Source organism: Halobacillus sp. Marseille-P3879, assembly GCF_900240285.1.
Classification (GTDB): domain Bacteria; phylum Bacillota; class Bacilli; order Bacillales; family Halobacillaceae; genus Halobacillus_A.
Window position 1 is genome coordinate 705,880 of the sequence record NZ_OESS01000003.1, and the last position, 19,465, is coordinate 725,344.

21 protein-coding genes and 1 other annotated feature are annotated in these 19,465 nt (G+C 40.9%); of the genes, 13 read left to right on the forward strand and 8 right to left on the reverse strand.

Going from position 1 to position 19,465, the window contains the following annotated elements; all coding sequences use genetic code 11:
* Window positions 1–3: 3 nt before the first annotated feature.
* Together sppA and C1A12_RS17765 are read right to left on the reverse strand one after the other, a co-directional pair.
* Complete coding sequence (sppA, locus tag C1A12_RS17760) at window positions 4–1,002, reverse strand: signal peptide peptidase SppA (RefSeq protein ID WP_101846026.1); 999 nt, start codon at window positions 1,000–1,002, stop codon at window positions 4–6.
* Window positions 1,003–1,098: 96 nt separating this feature from the next.
* On the reverse strand, window positions 1,099–1,626 hold the full coding sequence (locus C1A12_RS17765) for a GNAT family N-acetyltransferase (protein WP_101846028.1): 528 nt from the start codon (window positions 1,624–1,626) through the stop codon (window positions 1,099–1,101).
* 124 nt (window positions 1,627–1,750) lie between these two features.
* Here C1A12_RS17765 and C1A12_RS17770 point away from each other — a divergent pair, with 124 nt between their 5' ends.
* The 4 genes from C1A12_RS17770 (at window position 1,751) to C1A12_RS17785 (ending at window position 5,254) form a co-directional block, all read left to right on the forward strand.
* On the forward strand, window positions 1,751–2,179 hold the full coding sequence (locus C1A12_RS17770) for a hypothetical protein (RefSeq protein ID WP_145997062.1): 429 nt from the start codon (window positions 1,751–1,753) through the stop codon (window positions 2,177–2,179).
* Window positions 2,180–2,207: 28 nt separating this feature from the next.
* The gene (gene eutH, locus C1A12_RS17775) at window positions 2,208–3,299 is read left to right on the forward strand and encodes an ethanolamine utilization protein EutH (protein ID WP_101846032.1); all 1,092 of its coding nucleotides are present in this window, start codon (window positions 2,208–2,210) and stop codon (window positions 3,297–3,299) included.
* A gap of 69 nt (window positions 3,300–3,368) precedes the next feature.
* A complete protein-coding gene (locus tag C1A12_RS17780) occupies window positions 3,369–4,022 on the forward strand; it encodes a peroxiredoxin-like family protein (RefSeq protein WP_101846034.1) in 654 nt (217 codons plus the stop codon).
* A gap of 335 nt (window positions 4,023–4,357) precedes the next feature.
* Window positions 4,358–5,254 (forward strand): DMT family transporter, encoded by an 897-nt coding sequence (locus C1A12_RS17785; protein WP_101846036.1) that lies wholly within the window; start codon window positions 4,358–4,360, stop codon window positions 5,252–5,254.
* A gap of 4 nt (window positions 5,255–5,258) precedes the next feature.
* Here C1A12_RS17785 and C1A12_RS17790 read toward each other — a convergent pair whose 3' ends face one another.
* From C1A12_RS17790 to argS, 4 genes are all read right to left on the reverse strand, one after another.
* Window positions 5,259–5,780, reverse strand: coding sequence for a ribonuclease H-like YkuK family protein (locus tag C1A12_RS17790; protein WP_101846038.1), 522 nt, complete (start codon window positions 5,778–5,780; stop codon window positions 5,259–5,261).
* Window positions 5,781–5,891: 111 nt separating this feature from the next.
* Window positions 5,892–6,128, reverse strand: a complete 237-nt coding sequence (locus tag C1A12_RS17795; protein ID WP_101846040.1) for a hypothetical protein — start codon at window positions 6,126–6,128, stop codon at window positions 5,892–5,894.
* 64 nt (window positions 6,129–6,192) lie between these two features.
* Complete coding sequence (locus tag C1A12_RS17800; RefSeq protein ID WP_101846041.1) at window positions 6,193–7,668, reverse strand: MDR family MFS transporter; 1,476 nt, start codon at window positions 7,666–7,668, stop codon at window positions 6,193–6,195.
* Between the two features lie 136 nt (window positions 7,669–7,804).
* Window positions 7,805–9,487 (reverse strand): arginine--tRNA ligase, encoded by a 1,683-nt coding sequence (gene argS, locus C1A12_RS17805; RefSeq protein ID WP_101846043.1) that lies wholly within the window; start codon window positions 9,485–9,487, stop codon window positions 7,805–7,807.
* Window positions 9,488–9,526: 39 nt separating this feature from the next.
* Window positions 9,527–9,748 (reverse strand) — a binding site (T-box leader).
* 98 nt (window positions 9,749–9,846) lie between these two features.
* Between argS and C1A12_RS17810 the strand changes: the two genes are divergently transcribed.
* The gene (locus C1A12_RS17810) at window positions 9,847–10,464 is read left to right on the forward strand and encodes a DUF421 domain-containing protein (protein ID WP_101846045.1); all 618 of its coding nucleotides are present in this window, start codon (window positions 9,847–9,849) and stop codon (window positions 10,462–10,464) included.
* Between the two features lie 18 nt (window positions 10,465–10,482).
* Here C1A12_RS17810 and C1A12_RS17815 read toward each other — a convergent pair whose 3' ends face one another.
* Entirely contained in the window at window positions 10,483–11,016 is a 534-nt protein-coding gene (locus C1A12_RS17815) for a hypothetical protein (RefSeq protein ID WP_101846047.1), read from the reverse strand.
* Between the two features lie 85 nt (window positions 11,017–11,101).
* Between C1A12_RS17815 and C1A12_RS17820 the strand changes: the two genes are divergently transcribed.
* The 4 genes from C1A12_RS17820 to C1A12_RS17835 all read left to right on the forward strand — a co-directional run bounded on the left by C1A12_RS17820 (window position 11,102) and on the right by C1A12_RS17835 (window position 15,199).
* Window positions 11,102–11,425: a thioredoxin family protein gene (locus C1A12_RS17820; RefSeq protein WP_101846048.1), complete on the forward strand. Its 324-nt coding sequence runs from the start codon at window positions 11,102–11,104 to the stop codon at window positions 11,423–11,425.
* Between the two features lie 398 nt (window positions 11,426–11,823).
* Window positions 11,824–12,666 (forward strand): pyrroline-5-carboxylate reductase, encoded by an 843-nt coding sequence (gene proC, locus C1A12_RS17825; RefSeq protein ID WP_101846050.1) that lies wholly within the window; start codon window positions 11,824–11,826, stop codon window positions 12,664–12,666.
* Between the two features lie 55 nt (window positions 12,667–12,721).
* Window positions 12,722–13,855: a glutamate 5-kinase gene (proB, locus tag C1A12_RS17830; protein WP_101846051.1), complete on the forward strand. Its 1,134-nt coding sequence runs from the start codon at window positions 12,722–12,724 to the stop codon at window positions 13,853–13,855.
* Window positions 13,856–13,936: 81 nt separating this feature from the next.
* Complete coding sequence (locus C1A12_RS17835) at window positions 13,937–15,199, forward strand: glutamate-5-semialdehyde dehydrogenase (RefSeq protein WP_101846053.1); 1,263 nt, start codon at window positions 13,937–13,939, stop codon at window positions 15,197–15,199.
* Window positions 15,200–15,368: 169 nt separating this feature from the next.
* Here C1A12_RS17835 and C1A12_RS17840 read toward each other — a convergent pair whose 3' ends face one another.
* Window positions 15,369–16,376, reverse strand: coding sequence for a nuclease-related domain-containing protein (locus tag C1A12_RS17840; protein ID WP_101846054.1), 1,008 nt, complete (start codon window positions 16,374–16,376; stop codon window positions 15,369–15,371).
* 77 nt (window positions 16,377–16,453) lie between these two features.
* Here C1A12_RS17840 and C1A12_RS17845 point away from each other — a divergent pair, with 77 nt between their 5' ends.
* From C1A12_RS17845 to C1A12_RS17865, 4 genes are all read left to right on the forward strand, one after another.
* On the forward strand, window positions 16,454–17,185 hold the full coding sequence (locus tag C1A12_RS17845) for a nucleotidyltransferase domain-containing protein (protein WP_373420494.1): 732 nt from the start codon (window positions 16,454–16,456) through the stop codon (window positions 17,183–17,185).
* Between the two features lie 139 nt (window positions 17,186–17,324).
* Entirely contained in the window at window positions 17,325–17,582 is a 258-nt protein-coding gene (locus C1A12_RS17850; protein ID WP_101846057.1) for a DUF2651 family protein, read from the forward strand.
* Window positions 17,579–17,833, forward strand: coding sequence for a hypothetical protein (locus tag C1A12_RS17855; RefSeq protein WP_101846059.1), 255 nt, complete (start codon window positions 17,579–17,581; stop codon window positions 17,831–17,833). Before C1A12_RS17850 ends, C1A12_RS17855 begins: the two co-directional genes overlap by 4 nt.
* 414 nt (window positions 17,834–18,247) lie before the next feature.
* A complete protein-coding gene (locus C1A12_RS17865; protein WP_101846063.1) occupies window positions 18,248–19,462 on the forward strand; it encodes an acyl-CoA dehydrogenase in 1,215 nt (404 codons plus the stop codon).
* Window positions 19,463–19,465 lie beyond the last annotated feature (3 nt).

Consider the following 19,465-nt stretch of genomic DNA (forward strand, 5'->3'; position numbering starts at 1 on the left):
CCTTTACTCGGAATACATATACATTAGTCTTGGACCTTGACGCTGCTCTATTAATTCATTGACCCATTTTACTTCGCTTGTTGGAAGAAAGCTTCTTACATCAATTGGGACTCCAAAAAAGGTTTCGCCGCTCGGATTATATTCAATCACTTCAGGGCTGCCGCCGACCTCTTCCTTAAGAGCATTCATTGCGTCTTCTTCAAAGCCTATGTTGTCAACAAGGCCGTTATCAGCTGCTTGTTGTCCAGAGTAAATACGGCCGTCTGCAATTTCTCTCACTTCATCTTCCGACATTCCACGTCCTTCACTGATTACGTCAACAAATCCTTCGTATGATTCATCTACTAAAGTCTGCAGTATTTCTTCATCTTCTTCAGTCATCTCTCTTGTCGGGCTCATAATGTCTTTGAATTCCCCGCTTTTGATGGTATTAAATTCTACCCCATATTCATCAGCGAGCTCTTCATAGTTTACACTTTCCATAATTACGCCTAACGATCCAGTAAATGTTTCTTCAGAAGCATAAATCTGGTCTGCCGGGGCTGATATGTAATAACCTCCTGAAGCAGCCATTCCTCCCATAGACACATACAACGATTTATCTTCCTCTTTTAATTCATTGAGTTTGTCATGGATTTCTGCACTCTCAAATACACCGCCGCCAGGTGAATTGACGTACATTAAAACGCCGTCAATCGTTGAATCTTCTTTAATGGCTTCCAATTGTTCCATTAAAGCTTCATGATTATATCCCTCACTCATAAAGGGATTCGAACCCTGACCGCTCATAATTGTACCCTCAACAGAAATACGGGCGATTCGATTAGAAGAAGAACCGGACTCGATAACTTCTTCGGTTGGACCTTCAGCATCATCTCTTCCAAATAATCCTTGTGATGACTCTGTAAAGGTGCTGGATGTTAAAAAACTAATACTTTGAATCAGGATAGCAATGATTAATAAACCACCAGCAATCCCAACAGCAATCAATCGTTTTTTCATAGTCTATCGATCCTTTCTTTAATACTCTGAATTACAATCGTAGCAAAATTATGGCAAATAATATATAGTTACACGAAAGAACATTTAACTAAATTGTTACGGATTTTGTTTCCATTCCCTATATAAAATACTCATTTCGTACAAACTCCAGTATTCCTCGTTAAAACGACGATGGTCTCTAAGTAATCCGTCAATTTGAAAACCTGCTTTTTTGTACGTTTTTATGGCAGGTTCATTGAAATCGAACACCCCCAGGGTTACTTTATGCAAGTTCAAATTCTCAAATGCGATTTGTAGCACGCCTTTTATCATCAGCAGACCAATACCCCGCCCACGCGCTTCTCTTCTCACAAGTACTTTACCAATACGCCCTGAATGATTATGTAGATCAATATTATTAAGCGCTATATGTCCTACTGCTTGATTAGTCGAATGTTCCACTGCTTTATAAACAAATAATGGACTTTGTTCCTGGTTAGCTCCTTTTATATACTCATCCAGCTGATTGTAGGTAAGCGGGTAGGAGAAATGTGGACCTGCCCATTGTAACAAAAAAGCAGGGGATTCTACCCATTGAATAAGTTGATCATAGTCTTTTTTCCCAAAGTGTTCTAATCTAACCATAAAGCACACTCCTTTCTTCTACTTGACGTAAACATTACTTTCCCTTTTAAATGGACATAGAATTGAATTCTTAATAGAAAGCAGGTCAACTATTCGATACCATTATATACTTTTGATCATAGGTTTGACGATTCTAAGTGCTTGTGGAAACGGAGCAGATCAAGTCGATATTGATAGTGCTCAGCTGTCGGATACGCTTTATATTCAAAAGGTAGAAGATAGTAAAACAAAGGAAGAACAGACAACAACAAGACAAGATGAAGAAACGAAGGAAGAACTGTTGGATATTATAAGTGGAATGGAGATAAAAGAAGCCGATGAAAAAGAAATGAGAGACAAGATGGATGCTCAAACTGCGTATACTTACAGCTTTTCAGATGAGGGAGAACTGGCAGCGGGCACTGAGTCTGATTTCAGCTTTGCTGTTTTAGAAGATGGTACGTTTTTACTTCCAGAAAATGAAGAAAGCTCTGGTACCTTAAGTTATCAATCTGTTGAGAAGCATCCAGATTTATTAAATGAAATTAATCATCTGGCAGATATTAGTTTTTAGTTTCTGATGGGGATGGGGAGCGGTGTCTATGTGGATCAATGATACGATTTTAATTCTTATGACCGTGTTTATGGCAGCAGGAGCTGTGGACTATACCTTTTTTAACAACCGCTTCCGTCTGGGAGACCGTTTTCATGAGGCTTTTCAAATGATGGGCCCTCTTGCCTTAGCTATGGTCGGAATTATATCGCTGGCACCAGTGATTTCGCACATGCTCTCACCTGTTGTTAGCCCTTTATTTGAATCGATCGGCGTTGATCCTGCTATGTTCGCTTCAATGCTGCTGGCTATCGATATGGGAGCCTACCCGCTTTCAGAAGCACTTGCGGCAAGTGATGATGCTGCCATCTTTTCATGGGCATTTTTAGGAACGATGATGGGGCCGACATTAGTGTTCACTATACCAATTGCGCTAACGATTATTCAAGAAAGCGATCAGCGCTATTTTGCGCGAGGTATATTAATTGGCATCTTAACGATTCCTGCCGGCTGTTTGATAGGTGGAGCTCTTGCAGGATATGAATTTCTCTGGATGCTTCGGAATCTTCTCCCTGCTGTTATTGTAGCTGTTCTCGTAGGTATTGGTCTTTGGAAGTTTACTACTTTAACCATAATGCTCTTCTCTAAATTCGGCAGAGGAATTGAAGTAACAGTCATATTCGGATTAGTGGCTATCATCATTGAGACGTTAACCGATACGACAATTATTCCTGGTATGGCTCCTTTAAATGAAGGAGTTGAGATTGTCGGCACCATTACGGTTACTCTGGCAGGGGCCTATCCCTTAGTTGCTTTTATAAATCAAAAAGGGGAGAAGCTGTGGGAAAGTTTAAGTCCTAGATTAGGGATCAATTCCGTCGCAATGACAGGATTTATTGCATCATTAGCCCACCATCTTCCTATGTTTGCTACGATGAAAGACATGAACCCTAAAGGAAAAGTTATGAATGCTGCGTTTGCAGTCAGCGGGGCATTTGCTTTTGGCAGTCATATCGGGTTTGTAGCCGGAGTGGAAAAAGAAATGATGGTTGCTGTTATGGCAGGAAAACTCAGTGCAGGAATAGCAGCCGTCTTTATTGCTTATGTGACCGCTGACAGTCTCGGAGATGAGAAGGCGTGAGCGCTTTTCTTCAATCCTGTCTCTTCATCTATTATACTTAGTTTATAATATGATAAAGGAGTTTTTCATATGAAGACGGCTATGAAGGAACGCTACAATGAGTACTTGCAAAAGTTTAAAGAAGCGACACCTCAAGAAATTCAGAACAAAATGAAAAACGCCATTGATGAATTAAAAAGCTCGGATGATGGAGAAGGATTGAAAGAAGGGGACAAGGCTCCGGACTTCTCACTTCCTGATCCTAATGGAAATCAAGTAAAGCTATCAAACCAGCTCGATCTAGGACCGGTTATTTTAACGTTTTATCGTGGAGGATGGTGCCCTTACTGTAACATGGAGTTGAGGGAGTACCAACAGATTTTAGATGAGATTCACAATAATGGGGGAGAGTTGATTGCCATTAGTCCCCAGACACCGGATTATTCACTTAGTACAGCGCAGAAAAATGAACTGAAATTTCGTGTGTTAAGTGATGTCGGCAATGAGGTGGCGCGTAAGTATCAACTCGTTTATCCAGTACCAGATTATCTTGCTGACATTTATAAAGAAAAAGGATTAGACGTCGATTTGCATAACGGAGATGAATCGTGGGAGCTTCCTGTTGCGGCTACTTACGTCATTGATCGGGATGGAACCATTATCTATGAATATACGAAAGCTGATTACAAAGATCGGGCTGAGCCTTCGGAAGTATTAGAAGTATTAAAGAAAATATCTAAGTGATTATGTGACACACCCTGTTAAACGGGGTGGATCCAGCTTGTGGAGAATTCTTTGATTTCTCTGCAAGCATTTTTTATATAGTTTGTTAAGATACTGCTGTTTTTCCGTAGTTGTGACCGTGGGACCCTCTGTGATAGGAAAATGAACGGAACAAAATGGGAATACTGATATTTTACATATCCAACAAGCGGTGCGAAGTCAAGGCAGCAGGACTGTAAGCACGGTTCCTGGTTAGAAGGAGCTCTACACCATGTTCGTTTCTGTAAAAAAAGTGGAGAGACGTTTTCACACCCGTTCAAAAGCGGCAATAAATAAGAATAAAGAGGGATAAATCGATGAAATTATATAGCGCTTTAATAGGTTTAAGTTTGATATGGGGATTGTCCTTCGTATTTATTAAATGGCTTTTGGATCCAGTAGGAATCTGGGGCACTGTATTTTTCAGGTGTTTAGCCGGGGCACTGGTATTGCTACCGGTTTTATATCTTAAACGAAAAGAAATAAAAGGACGAATTCCCTGGAAAGCTTTATTGTTTGTAGGTATATTTAATGCTGGGCTGCCCTGGGGAATGATTGCGTGGAGTGAAACGGAAATCCACAGCAGTACGGCAGCAGTAATGAATGCTTTGACTCCGATATGTACAGGCCTCGTTGGCTTTATGTTTTTTTCCATTGTATTGAAACGAAGACAATGGCTCGGTATTTTGCTGGGCTTTGTCGGTATATTAGTATTAATGGATTTCAATGTGTTTGAATTATTTAACGAAAGCTTTATTGGGATCGGGACGATGATTATGGCTTCAATTTCTTATGGATTTGCTTCTCAGTTCTCGAAAAAGCATTTACAGGAAACTTCTATTCTGCTCATTACAACTTGCTCATTGCTGGTAGCTTCCGCATTTGGTTTCGCAGGCATGGTAGTTACAGGGTCAATTGCAACTTTTGAATTTGAAGTAATGACCCAGCCTGGAGTATGGCTGTCCATTGTGGGTTTAGGTTGTTTTGGATCAGGTTTTGCTCATTTACTGTTTTATTATATGGTCAAGAACGGTAGTGCGGAATTCGCTACTTCTGTTACTTATATCATCCCAATTACTGCAATGGTATGGGGGTATGTGTTATTGGAAGAACCGATAACGAAAAATTTACTGCTGGGCTTATTGATTATTTTCAGCGGTGTTTATCTCGCTACGCGCAAGCCTCGCCAACAGGTGGCTTCAGCAGCTGCGTAAACAATTATTTCGTATATTTGTTAGCATAACTGCTCGCTGTTATGGATTCGGGTTTGATCTTTGGTTCAAAACCAAGAGACTCGATTCTGGCAACCATTTCATTAACATACGCTTTAGTTCTGTTTCTTTCTCCCGCTCCGATATCAATATGGCCTTCAATCGTGAAACTGGCATTTTGATAAATGTTAGGGAGGACGATCTCAATTAATTGATCAATTTTTTCTTTAGTAAAAAGAGATGCCACCTCAACCGTGAGGCTGGTTTCATAAGAGATTCTTTCATGAAGCACTCTCATCGTTCTCGGAATCACTTTTTTGTGGTAGCAGGCCCACGCTCCTTTCCCGACACGATGGATAACAATTCCGGTGATAAATAGAGTATGGTCGGAGTGAACCTGGGAATCTGTACCTAACATGAGTTTATATTGACCTGAAGGATCATCCTTCAGGAAAGTTTGGATGTGAGAAAATACTTCCTCGAAGCTCATTTTCGGAGAAGACAAATTCTGAAAAAACATCGGTTCCATTTTTGGTTCCTCTTTTCAATCAGGGATCATACATCCTGTTTTTACTATCCTATTCATGTTTTACTATTCCCGTGTTTTCCAAAATTAAAAAAGACGGCCAGAGCCGTCTTTTTAAAAAATAAATATCCATATGAGCAGAATGGTAATAACAAAGGTTATGGTATAAATCGTCGTCAATAAGCGTATGCTTGAATCTTTAACGGGACGTTCTGCCTTTAAGCGGGTTAAATCGGCTTCCGGCGTGTCATCCTCTTTTTCTCGTTTAGTCATTTCTCTGGCGATTTGAACTGTTCCAATGCCGGCAATAATACATACCGCTATAATGATTACATAATAAATAGGATACATAACAACCGCCCCCCCTGTTTATATGCTGTATTAATTAAATTTTACCAAGTGATATAGAAAAAAACTAGGAAGTTGTTTCGTTAGATAGATCTACAGGCCGTGCTCTTTTAACAAAAAGAGAAAGAACAAAACCTGCTAGAGCTACGGCAAAGGCCACGAAATAGACGAGCTCCACCCCTAAGACCATTGCCTGGGTTACTGCCTGTTCGGATCCTGGATCAGCCATTTGATTCAAGGCACTCTCTTCCCTGGTAGTTAAAATGCTGATAAACACTGAAACGCCAATGGCTCCTGCTACAGGCTGTAACGTATTCATAATGGCTGTACCATGAGGGTAGAGACGTTTGGGCAGCTGGTTAAGCCCGTTCGTTTGAGCAGGCATCATAATTGCCGATACAGATAACATTAACAGAATATAACTGATAATTATGACATAGACAGGCGTATGCTCACTTACTTGACTGAGGGAGAACATAGTGGCCGTCAGTACTGCGGCTGCCGGAATTATTAGTTTCCTTGGGCCGAATTTGTCAAAAAGTTTCCCCATTACAGGGGACATCAAGCCATTCAGCAATGCACCAGGAAGTAATATAAGCCCGGCCGCTGCTGCGGTCAATCCTAATGGCCCCTGCATAAACATAGGCAAAATAATTTCTGAAGAGAACATAGACATCATGACGATGAGAAACATAAAAAGAGCGATGGAGTACATCGGGTATTTAAATACCCTTACGTCCAGCAGAGGTTCGTCAAGCTTTAACTGTCGAAGGGTAAAAACAATTAAAGATGCTGCTCCGGCTACAATAAAGCTATATACCTGAGGTTCCATAAAGCCAGCTTCCCCTTCTCCTGCAAAGCTGAATCCCAGGACAATCCCGCCGAATCCTATCGTGGACAGAATAATAGACAGGATATCAGCTTTAGGTTTTGTTACTTCACCGACATTTCGTAAATATTTATAAGCGAAAAGAATGGAGAAGAGAGCAAATGGTATGACGGTGATGAATAAGTATCTCCAGCCTAAATGCTCCACTATAATTCCTGACAGTGTTGGACCGATAGCAGGTGCAAACATAATAACCAATCCGATCATCCCCATGATGGCCCCGCGCCGCTCCGGCGGAAAGATAAGCAAAAAGGTATTGAAAATGATAGGGATTAGCAAACCAGTACCAATGGCCTGGATAAGCCTTCCTGTCAGAAGGACAGCAAATGTTGGAGCAAGTGCACAAATTAATGTGCCGATTGTGAAAACAGTCATCGTCCCTATAAACATTTGTCTCGTGGTGAATGTCTGCAGCATAAACGCAGAAACAGGAATTAAGATCCCCATAATTAACATAAAACCTGTAACCATCCATTGTACGGTTGGACGATCGATTGTGAAGACCTCCATTAGAGACGTCAATGCAATGTTTAATAAAGTTTCATTCAGTATGGCGAAAAAAGCCCCAATAATGAGAGAGAACATTACAGGCTTTACACTAAAATCAGGATCATCAGCTAAAAATTCATATTCGTTTGATTCATTTCCTTCCATATATAATCTCCTTTTTTATATAACTTCACAATAGACTATTATATAGGAAAGAAGGGATCGATATGAGGTTTTTGCTCAATTAATTATAAAAATGACGGAACCTTAATAGAATCGATGCATCACTGACCGTAATGGCTCACATCTGATTTGGAGCTTCGATGCCTAGTAGTTGTAATCCCTCTTTAAGAATAATAGAGAAACCGTATACCAGCGTTAACTTAGCTTGCTGCTGGTCATCTCCTAGAATCTTTGACTTGCTATAATACTGGTTGAAAGCACGTGCCGCCTCAAGCAGGTATTTAGCTACTTTACTCGGATCGTAATCTCTATACGCTTGTTCTATAACGTTTGGGAATGTACGCAAGTGCTTAATAAGCGACCAGGAATCAGGATCATTAAGATTAGCTTCAGCCTGCTCAGCAACAAAAGCTCCTTTTTCAAGTATTGATCCTGCCCGTACATAGGAATACTGTAAATAAGGCCCCGTATTACCTTCGAATGTCAGCATGTCTTTTAGTGAAAATTCAACATCATTCTGACGGTCATGCTTTAAATCGTGAAAAATAACTGCTCCAACCCCGACTTGGTGTGCCACATCTTCTTTATTTTCTAAATGTGGGTTTTTCTCTTCTATATTTAATCGAGCATGCCGTATAGCATCCTTTAACACTTCTTCTAATAAAATTGTTTTTCCTCTGCGCGTAGACATCTTAGATCCATCCTGAAGCATCATACCGAATGAGATATGCTTAATGTTCTGGGCCCAGGGCAGCTGAAGCTTGCGGAGAACATGCTTTATTTGCTGAAAATGGAGCGACTGTTCATGTCCGACTACATAAAGAGCTTCATCAAATGTGTAATTTTGATAGCGATCAATGGCTGCTGTCAAATCACGAGTAGCATAAATAGTGGTACCATCACTTTTTTTAATTAAACAAGGGGGTAGTCCTTCCTTATCAAGACGAACAACTTGAGCTCCCTCAGATTCCTCAAGCAGTTTGTGGTCCTTCAATAAATCAACTGTTGACTCCATTTTATCGTTATAATAGGCTTCTCCGCGGGTAAGATCAAATTCTATTCCGAGAAGCTGGTAAATCTTATCAAATTCTTTTATGGAAACGTCTTTAAACCACTTCCACAACTTCACCGCTTCTTCATTCTGCTCCTCAAGCTTTTTAAACCAGGCACGGCCTTCTCCTGTTAAACTTGGGGAGTGGCTGGTTTGTTCATGAAACGCTACATAGAGCTTATTAAGTTCAGCTATGGGATTTGCTCGTATTCGTTCATCGTCTCCCCATTTTTGGTAAGCAGCCAGCAGCTTACCGAACTGAGTACCATAGTCTCCGATGTAGTTGATCTTAACTGTTTTAAACCCGCAACGTTCAGCGAGGTTAGCAATAGCATTACCGATGACAGTGGAACGGAGGTGCCCCATTGAAAAAGGTTTCGCAATATTAGGAGCCGAAAGGTCAAGGACCACTGTTTTTCCTTCCCCAAAAGAGTGTTTACCGTAACTCTCTCCTTCGGTAATCATTTGCTTAATTGTATGTTCAGTTATAAATGCTTTGTTAAGAAAGATATTGATATATCCATTCACAGGTTGAACTTTCTCAAATAAATCATGTTTCAACTGAGGAGCAAGTTCGCTCGCCAATTCATGAGGCGCCCTGCGCAAGGAGGGTGAGAGCTTAAAACAAGGGAACGCCAGGTCACCCATTTTTTCATTCTTAGGAACTTCAATATTGGCATAAATCCAATCCCTGCTGAATTCTTCTCCTAGTATGTGGGATAACTGAAGGGCCAGTACGTGTTTCTCCATTTGATTACCTCCTTAAATAAAAAAACACCTCATCTCTTTAGAAGAGACGAGGTGTTTGCCCGCGGTACCACTCTAATAGCTGAACGATTTGTCGTTCACCACTTGAAATTTGTAACGGGGTGCTCCCCGGCCGCATCCTACTCTTGGTTCAGAAGGGCATCTTAAAAGTCCGGTTCACTTTATGACGGATGTCAGGCTTTCACCAACCCTGACTCGCTTTGAACCAGTCAATAAAGCTACTCTCTTTTTCATAGAATTTATGTATTGAAAAGATTATAGCGGAGAAAGGAAGGGAATGCAACACCCTTTATGAATAGATAAGGACATTCGAGTGAGAATATGCGTAAGGAGGGATAATCTTGGAATGGGACTGGATATGGAAATCCATACTAATCATCTTCATCGGTACGTTTATTCTAAGGATTGCAGGGAGAAAGTCTATATCCCAAATGACACTTGCTCAGACTGTTATTATGATAGCCATAGGGTCACTTCTCATACAACCAGTTGCTGGCAAGAACATCTGGGTTACCTTCGGGGTCGGAGCTTTGTTAGTACTTTCTTTAATTGTGATGGAATTCACCCAGCTAAAATTGAATTTGTTTGAGAAGCTGTTCACCGGACAATCGATTTCTATCATAGAAAACGGCCAGTTAAATAAAGGCAATTTAAAAAAGCTGCGTTTTACAGTAGACCAACTGGAAATGAAGCTGCGCCAGCAGAACGTTTCTACAATGGCTGACGTGAAATCTGCTACTTTAGAGCCAAATGGCCAAATTGGGTATGAGTTAAAAGAAGATAGCAAGCCGGCTACAAAAAAAGATTTACAGCGGTTGGAGCAGGAAATTATTTCTTTAAAAGAGGCATTGGGGTCAAACAAAGCGCTGCCTTCCACTTTTCCTTCAAATGAGGAAAATATTTTTGATGAAGTAGCTAAAAAGGCTCATCAAAATGCGCCGCCAAAAGAGCTTGAATAAAAGAGAAAGGTTCAGCTTTTATCCATTTCTTCTATATAAATAGATGGAGGAACTATATCTGGTTCTGGACTCGACCGGCCATATTAAAGAGGGCTTCCAACCCGGCATTTGAAAGAAGTTCGATATTAATATGACGGGAGTATGGTTGATTTTCTCCTGCAATTGATCCATTGCTTTAGGGTAGAGATAGGTATAAAGGAGATCATGTTTTGATAAATCCTCCTTCATAAAGTTTCTTCTCCGTACCGTTAAATTTGGCCGGGGCTGAATTCTGCTTCTTATAAGCAAAAAGATCCATGGAAGTGCAGCCATTTCGTATGCCACAACTCTGGAGTTCGGAAATTGTTTAGCTAAGGGGAAAGCCATAGTTCCAAAGCCCGCTCCTAAGTCTGCAATCGAGTCTGGTTTGAAGGGCTCGGAAATTTTTAAAGCGGCCGTTTTCTCTTTTGATGTTGTAGGAGTAGGAGTAATGCCGTTCTTCGCGGAATCAAACAGGACTATCATCGTTATTAAAATCATTAAAAATGGTACAATTAAGCTGATTAGTGACATATGTTCACCTCTTAACCATTAGTATAAACCAACTGTTTCTGCTAATAAAGAACCAGGCGGTAAAATCGATGATAGGAGTGAAAAGATGAGACAAGCTCATTCCATTGAAGAGGTACGTGAATTTGTGGAAGGGGGATTGCTGTCCCTTATTTATATCTCACAGCCAGGCTGCTCTGTATGCCAATCGCTGCTTCCGCAAGTAGAGGAGTTACTGAAAGATTTCCCTTGCATTCATCCTTTACATGTTAATGCAGCGGAAGTAAAAGAGGTCGCAGGAGAGTTTACCGTGTTTACAGTACCTGTCGTGATAATATTGGCTGAAGGAAAGGAACTAGACCGAATGGCTCGTTTTATTCCTGCAGGTGCGTTGCACGAAAAGCTTGTAAAGTACAATCAGATGGTTAACTAAGGACCTTCTCAATTGGGGAGGGTCTTTTTTTGTACTTCAAAATCTAAACTTTGTAAAAAGATAAGCATATGAAAAATACGACTTACGCCCTTGGACTTGAGTGTAAGCCAGGCTTTTCTAATAAAACCCGCCATAAAAGCAATATTTAGAAAACTCAGACACGAAATCCTTATTATTTCCAAAAAAACAATCTCCATATAGCCGCTTGAATCGTAATTATTTGCGATGAGAAGCGATGAATGATAAATATCTCTCCATGAAACCGTTTACGCTCACTAATTGGACAATATAGACGTGACTTGTGAAATACCCCTTGAACTAGTTTTTACTAGTGTTATGATGAAAAACGTCATTGAATGAAGCGAACAAAAAACGCGAACGGGAGAGATGTAACGCAAATGATTAAACAGACAATTGCTTTTCTAGGTGCAGGATCTATGGCAGAAGCTATGATTTCTGGAATGGTTGAATCAGAAAGCATTCCTGCGCATCAAATCATTGTTACGAATAGAAGCAATCAGGATCGTTTAAACGAAATTCAAAGTAAATATGGTGTTCGCACCGTTCTAAAAGAAAATTTAGATTATGGTGAAGTTGACCAATTTATTTTGGCAATGAAGCCTAAAGATATAGATGCTGTTTTAGAAGATTTAAAAAATCGGATTACCCCTGATCAGGTGCTTGTTTCTGTATTAGCAGGAATTACTACTTCATATATGGAAGAACGGTTAAATGACGATCAGCAAGTAATACGTGTAATGCCTAATACCTCCAGCATGCTTAGAGAATCGGCAACAGCGATCTGCCCCGGCCAGTATGCAGCTATGAATAATGTAATGGTCGCAAAAGAATTACTGCAATCCATTGGTGAGGTATTTGTTATTGATGAAGATAAAATGGATGTCTTCACAGGAATCGCAGGAAGCGGACCAGCTTACTTCTATTATTTAATGGAACACATCGAAGAAACTGGCAATGCAGAAGGGATCGATCGCGAAACATTACGAGAGATCGGAGCCCAAACATTGCTTGGCGCAGCTAAAATGATGCTTGAGCGTGATGAAAGTCCATCTGAACTTAGAGAGAATGTAACATCTCCTAATGGCACAACAGCAGCCGGACTTAAAGCCCTTCACCAGGCAGGCGGAGGAGAAGCAATATCAGAAGCCATCAAAGGAGCTGCAAGCCGTTCAAAAGAGATGAGTAAAGAACTTGAAGGAATGCTTGTAGGCTCTAAATAATAAATTTTAAGAATCTAACCTCTTTAACAATATAGCAAACAATAGGAGTGATAAATTGGTTAACGGCACGAACAACAAACGTGTAGTTATAAAAATTGGCAGCAGTTCATTAACAAGTCTTCACGGTGAAATCAGCCGCCGTAAACTTGAGAAATTAGTAGATGAGGTCGTACGCATTAAAGATGACGGGCATGAAGTATTGCTTGTATCATCTGGTGCAGTAGCAGCTGGATACCGTAAGCTTGGCTGCCTGACTCGACCGGATTCATTACCGGAAAAACAAGCTGCAGCGTCCGTTGGCCAAGGATTGCTCATGGAATCATATTCTGATTTATTCCTATCTCATGGCTATGTAGGATCCCAAATCCTCATCACGCGCAGTGACTTTTCTAACGAAGATCGATACAACAACGCGCGTAATACCATCAATGTACTGCTGGAACGCGGTATTATACCAATTGTTAACGAAAATGATACAATTACAATTGACCGTTTGAAATTTGGCGATAACGATACCTTGTCAGCCAAAGTGGCGGGCTTAGTTGACGCGGATGAGCTTATCATTCTTTCAGATATAGATGGTCTGTATGATGCAGATCCGAGAAAAGATAGCAATGCTAAACTACTTGACACAGTTCATGAAATTACTCCGGAAATTGAAGCAGCAGCAGGAGATCCGGGAAGTGATGTCGGTACAGGCGGTATGAAGTCCAAGATTGATGCATTCAAGATTGCTATGGCTTCAGGCATTACTTCCTTCCTGGGCAAAGCCAGTACAGAGAATGTAGTATATGATGCTGTTTATCGTAAGGCTGTGGGAACGTACTTTGAACCTAAGCCGGATTGTGAAAACTTAAACCAGAAGAAACAGTGGATCGCCTTTAACTCTGGTCCAGAAGGAGAAGTAACTATTGATCACGCAGCGCGTGAAACAATCGTTGATCAAAGGAAAAACCTGCTTCCGATTAATGTGCATCATGTAAACGGCCGTTTCAAGAAAGGTGCGGTTGTACGGATATTTGATTTAAATGGTGAAGAAATCGGCCTTGGAGTTGTAAATTATTCATCTAAGCAGCTTGAAAAGATGATAGGGCTGACAGAAGATGAATTATCTGCCTATGAAATGGCTGCAATAGAAAGCAAAGATTTAGTTTGTCATTTAGAAGTTAAACTGCCGGTCGGTGTATAGTACAATTAGGTAAATATTAAGACGTCCGGGTCACCGGACGATCCCACCACGGCGTGGGCCAAACTTTCAAGGAGGTCTTTGATGACACAAACAAAAAGTAATGTGAACGTTGAGGAACAAGCGATTGAAGCAAAGAAAGCTTCCAAATCACTTCTGGTACTTTCAGAAAGTGAGAAAAATGAAGCCCTGAACCATTTAGCAGATGTATTAGAGAGAGAGTACGAAACCATTTTGCACGCTAACGAGAAGGACCTTGAAAATGGAAGAGAAAAAGGATTCTCTGATGCTTTTATGGATCGACTGTCACTATCAAAAGACCGAATTAGTGAATTTGCTAACGGGTTACGTGAAGTAGCAAAGCTTGAGGATCCAACGGGAAGCATTCTGTCAGATTGGACGCTGGATAACGGCCTTCAAGTAGAAAAAGTTACGGTCCCGCTTGGTGTGATCGGCATGATTTATGAAGCTCGTCCTAATGTAACAGTTGACGCTACAGGGCTTGCTCTAAAATCAGGGAATGCGATTGTGCTTAAGGGTGGGTCTTCCGCCATTAACTCGAACGGTGCAATCGTTGATGTCATTCACAAAGGCCTTGCGGAAACAAAGATTCCTAAAGAAGCGGTGCAGTTTATCGCAAGTACGGATAGGGCAGCTACGAATGAACTATTTACAATGAAAGAACACATTGATGTACTCATTCCTCGCGGCGGCGGCAAGCTGATTCAAGCTGTTGTCGAGAACGCTACTGTTCCCGTGCTTGAAACAGGAGTGGGAAACTGCCACATCTATGTAGATAAAGAAGCAAATGTCGAAAAAGCTATCAATATTCTTGTGAACGCCAAAACGGATCGTCCAGCTGTGTGTAACGCAGCAGAGACGCTGATTGTTCATGAAGAGTGGCTTGAGCAGCACAGTGCTGCTTTGATCGATGCCCTGCAGCAGCATAGCATTAACGTACATGGCGATGAAAAAGCAGTAAATGTTATTCCAGATGCTGTTCCTGCCAGCCATGAAGACTGGGCAAATGAATATTTAAGCACAGATATTGCAGTTAAGACAGTGAGCGACTTGAGTGAAGCCATTGCTCATATTGAAACCTACGGTACGAAGCACTCTGAAGCGATTGTGACGGAGAACGCTGACACCGCTCAGAAATTTCTGAGCCTAGTAGATGCGGCGGCTCTGTATCATAACGCGTCTACACGTTTTACCGATGGTGGAGCCCTTGGCTTTGGAGCAGAAATCGGAATTTCTACTCAAAAGCTGCATGCCCGCGGCCCAATGGGACTTCCGGCATTGACGACTATCAAGTTCTTAATGAAAGGCGACGGCCAGACAAGATAAAGTGGAAGGGAAGCTGAGGCTTCCCTTCTTTTTTGTGTAAGAAAGGGGGAAAGGGATAACGCCCTAACTAAATGAGATAGCGCCCTAACGATAGTAGATAAGTCCCTAACGTAAATAATAGCGCCTTAACCCATTTAGATAACGTCCTAACAAAAATTATAGCGACTTATCATAATTTTATATAATACTTTCTTGATTGCGTGTGGCCTGAATTGTGAGAGCAAACTTCTTTTAATAACTTCCGAGCGACTTTCACAGACTTTAATCCCGCAAACTTGCGAAAGTCTATATTTGTGATCTCACTTCCAAATAAAGTGTGATAATCCCTCAGTGTCTGCTTATGAGCGTCTTTGGACTTCCATTCACAGCGGCCGCACTTCCAATGATCTCTCTTTCGTTCCATTCCGAAAACCCTGCATTTTTCACATTGTACACCCAGAATTAATTGGTCCATTGTAATTTCATACTTTTCTACCAGTGAGCGGGAGAATGGCGAGTTTTCCTTTTCAAAAAGAGCAGCTAGTTCGTGAGTTTGTTGTTTAGTTAAAACCCCCCTGTCACTATAAGAGGAGTACAATTTGTGGACAGCAGGTATGATTCCTTTTGACCGGACAATACACGTGCTCCAATCGAATGAATTCTTCTCAGTTGTCTTGAAACTAGTGTTCGGATTTGCGATTACAACAAATGAGTGAATCGGCATTTGAATGCAATTGTAGTTATCTAACCAGTGAGAAAGCTGGAGTTTCTGGTGTTCAACTTGAAGAAAAGGATCCGGGAAAATATCTCGTACCCCCTCCAGTTCCCGAAACAGCTGGTTATGAATGAGGTCAAAATTCAGATCACCTTTAAGGTTCTTCACTTCAAGAATTAATAGAAAGCAAGGGGTAACTATCAAAGTATCCATTTGAAAATTTGAAATTCCATCAAATAAGCGAAGGTCTTTTATAACGCAGAATGTATCTGGGGGTAGATATTGAAGATAATGGTCGGCAGCTGTTTCACCATAGTGACCAGCGGAAATTTTGAGAAGCTGTGCTTGAACATCGCTCTTTTTATTGTGATTTGGGTGCAGCCGGTTATTTAATATTTCAAGTTGTACATGTGCGGTAGTCCGAGTTCTTTTTATAAAAAACAGTCCCTTCCTTAAGTTATTTTCGACTTCTCTTTTCAGAATCCTTTATTTAGGATATGATGAGGTAATAATTTTTCAGAGGAGGAATACTTATTCGTCAGTACGAGGCCGTTCAAAGGATTACTGAAAGCTTAAAGCAAGATGACCTGGTGAAGGCTGTTTTCTTAAAGGGCTCATTGGGGAGGGAAGAGGAAGATGAGCATTCGGATGTGGATTTGTATGTCCTGGTAGACGATGCAGAACAGTTTCTTCCTAAGCGAGTCCGACATTTAGAAGCTTATCGGCCACTGATTTTTTATGATGATATTTTTATTATAGCTCCTCAAATTATTGCTGTTTATGAAGATTTACTTCACCTGGATTTGTTTACAGTAACTAATGAAACTATTATACATAAGGATGCTTTTAAAGTGTTGTATGATCCTGCATCCAGGCTGAATAAGCATGAAGTCGAATACAATTTAAACCTCTCAGACCAGGAATTTGTTGACGCGGTCGAGGATTCGGCTTTCTTTCTCCTTCAATATAAAAAGGCTGCTGGACGTGGGAACGATCTTTGGGCAGTTAAGATGCTTACCAATGTAATGGAAAATCTGGCGCGAGTACTTTTATGTAAGTATTGTCCAAAGAGGGCACTATTGGGACTTAAAACGATTGAACGATCCCTGCATAAAAGCTTAGTCCTGGAATGTAAGAGCATATTTAAATATACCACGGTCCACGACCATCCTCGTGCTGCTTATTTAATTGCAGAACTATTAGACCGGGAATTTGCATGGATTACAATCTGTCTCCCAACGACTATGGTTACAGCTTCATTTCTAAGAAGAATGATTGACGAAGTAAAGTAAACCCTTCATTTTTAACTATGTAGGAATCGGGTTGAAGAACGCGCTTCTATCCGGCTGAAGAACCCCGGCAGCTGCTGACAGATGATTTATCTTATGGAAGGAATATGAATATATATGAAGAAATTTGAAGGAGGGAGGGATGAGAATCAATATGGTTATCTTACTGTTTATTATTTATCCACTGATTAGTATTATTCTTGGCGGCATAGCTGTATTATTTTTACGAAGTGTATATCTTATGCCAATTTTTATCGGGATTATATCAATGACAGCTATGTTTATTTTATACAATTCCAGCTTTTTTGTGTGGTGTGTCATTTACACAGTACTCGCCTATGGAAGTGGCCTGATCACGAAAAATATATTACTGCAAAATAGGAGGGAAACAACAGGGTGAATGTTAAAGGAGCGGCAATCGCATCACTAGTATTAGGAATTCTCTCCATTATTTTTCCCTTCGCGGGATTAATTCTTGGAATTATGGGTGTTATTTTCAGTCGAAAAGTCATGAAAGTCTCTGGAGAAAATGAAGGTTACCGTGGGGTGGCCAAGGGAGGAATGATCTGTTCGGTCATTGGTATCTGCCTGCAGATCTTATTTGTTCTATCTGCAGTATTAGGAGTGGCACTCTTTTGGAGTTTTACTTAATAATTGGAAACAGAAGAGGTTGAGGCAAAACTGAATAAAGCAAAAAGTAATCCGAACGATTTTGTTGAAATCAGTTCGGATTATTTATTGGCCAAGAAAAGATTTTTATCATCGCTCCGTCAAAACACTTCGCTTTTTCGTGGGCACGGCCTCAGTATCCTCGAGTGCATTCCCCCGGAATCTTCGGCCTGTGCTGTTCCCACAGGAGCCTACACATTTTGACTACCCTAATGATCTGAGTTTATATTATTCAATTTTAATTGCTGGACTTATGTTACAGCATATTTTTATTAAATCTTTTTCTCTGAAGTGAACAATAGTTCATTTAATACTTGAATTATCAGATTATTCGGGATAAAATGGAAATGACATACTAACCGGTCGGTATGTAATCCGGGTAAGGAGTGAGTTGGCATGAATTTCGATTACTCAGAAAAGGTGCAAGCTTATCAGCAGAAGCTTAATGATTTTATGAATGAGTATATTTATCCCAATGAAAAAGTGTATCAAGATCAGTTAAACGAGCAGGAGTCAAGATGGTCGGAGGTTCCGGCAGTTCTGGAGGAACTAAAAGCGAAAGCAAAGACACAGGGACTTTGGAATCTTTTTTTACCTGATGATACATATGGAGCTGGTTTAACCAATCTTGAGTATGCTCCTTTATGCGAAATTATGGGACGGTCGCTGTTAGCACCCGAAGTTTTTAATTGTAATGCTCCGGACACAGGCAATATGGAAGTACTAGCGCGTTACGGAAGTGACGAACAGAAAGAGAGATGGCTTAAACCTCTGCTGGATGGAAGAATTCGGTCTTGTTTTTCAATGACAGAGCCTGATGTTGCTTCTTCCGATGCTACAAATATAGAAGCAAGTATAGAGAAAGATGGTGACGAATATGTCATCAATGGTCGTAAATGGTGGTCTTCAGGCGCAGGTGATCCCCGCTGTGAAATAGCTATTTTCATGGGTAAAACCGATCCGGAGGCCGAAAAATATGAGCAGCAATCTATGATTCTTGTACCATTGAACTCCCCCGGCGTAACGATTAAAAGAATGCTGCCCGTGTTTGGATACGATCATGCCCCACATGGACATGGAGAAATTGACTTCGAAAATGTCCGTGTTCCAGCCTCCAACATAATTTGGGGAGAAGGAAAAGGGTTTGCGATAGCTCAGGGGAGACTTGGTCCCGGACGTATTCACCATTGTATGAGATTAATAGGGTCGGCTGAACGAGCGCTTGAAGAATTATGTAAGCGCGTACAAGATCGGGTAGCTTTTAAAAAACGTTTAGCTGATCAAGGAGTAGTTCAGGAGTGGATTGCCGATTCTCGAATAGAGCTGGAACAGGCACGTCTCCTTACGTTAAAGGCAGCTTATATGATGGATACGGTAGGCAATAAAAAAGCTAAAACCGAAATTGCCATGATTAAAGTTGTTGCACCTAGTATGGCCCTGCGTGTCATTGATCGTGCGATTCAGGCCCATGGGGCAGCCGGAGTAAGCAATGACTTTACACTCGCTGCTCAGTGGGCAAATTCAAGAACATTAAGGCTGGCAGACGGGCCGGATGAGGTTCACCGTAGACAACTGGCGAGACTTGAATTATCTAAGCATAAGGAGGGATAAGAA

Coding starts and splice junctions, on each gene's coding strand:
- sppA (WP_101846026.1), bottom strand. CDS start 1,002: ATGAAAAAACGATTGATTGCTGTTGGGATTGCTGGTGGTTTATTAATC.
- C1A12_RS17765 (WP_101846028.1), bottom strand. CDS start 1,626: ATGGTTAGATTAGAACACTTTGGGAAAAAAGACTATGATCAACTTATT.
- eutH (WP_101846032.1), top strand. CDS start 2,208: ATGTGGATCAATGATACGATTTTAATTCTTATGACCGTGTTTATGGCA.
- C1A12_RS17780 (WP_101846034.1), top strand. CDS start 3,369: ATGAAGACGGCTATGAAGGAACGCTACAATGAGTACTTGCAAAAGTTT.
- C1A12_RS17785 (WP_101846036.1), top strand. CDS start 4,358: ATGAAATTATATAGCGCTTTAATAGGTTTAAGTTTGATATGGGGATTG.
- C1A12_RS17790 (WP_101846038.1), bottom strand. CDS start 5,780: ATGGAACCGATGTTTTTTCAGAATTTGTCTTCTCCGAAAATGAGCTTC.
- C1A12_RS17795 (WP_101846040.1), bottom strand. CDS start 6,128: ATGTATCCTATTTATTATGTAATCATTATAGCGGTATGTATTATTGCC.
- C1A12_RS17800 (WP_101846041.1), bottom strand. CDS start 7,668: ATGGAAGGAAATGAATCAAACGAATATGAATTTTTAGCTGATGATCCT.
- argS (WP_101846043.1), bottom strand. CDS start 9,487: ATGGAGAAACACGTACTGGCCCTTCAGTTATCCCACATACTAGGAGAA.
- C1A12_RS17815 (WP_101846047.1), bottom strand. CDS start 11,016: ATGTCACTAATCAGCTTAATTGTACCATTTTTAATGATTTTAATAACG.
- C1A12_RS17820 (WP_101846048.1), top strand. CDS start 11,102: ATGAGACAAGCTCATTCCATTGAAGAGGTACGTGAATTTGTGGAAGGG.
- proC (WP_101846050.1), top strand. CDS start 11,824: ATGATTAAACAGACAATTGCTTTTCTAGGTGCAGGATCTATGGCAGAA.
- C1A12_RS17835 (WP_101846053.1), top strand. CDS start 13,937: ATGACACAAACAAAAAGTAATGTGAACGTTGAGGAACAAGCGATTGAA.
- C1A12_RS17850 (WP_101846057.1), top strand. CDS start 17,325: ATGAGAATCAATATGGTTATCTTACTGTTTATTATTTATCCACTGATT.
- C1A12_RS17865 (WP_101846063.1), top strand. CDS start 18,248: ATGAATTTCGATTACTCAGAAAAGGTGCAAGCTTATCAGCAGAAGCTT.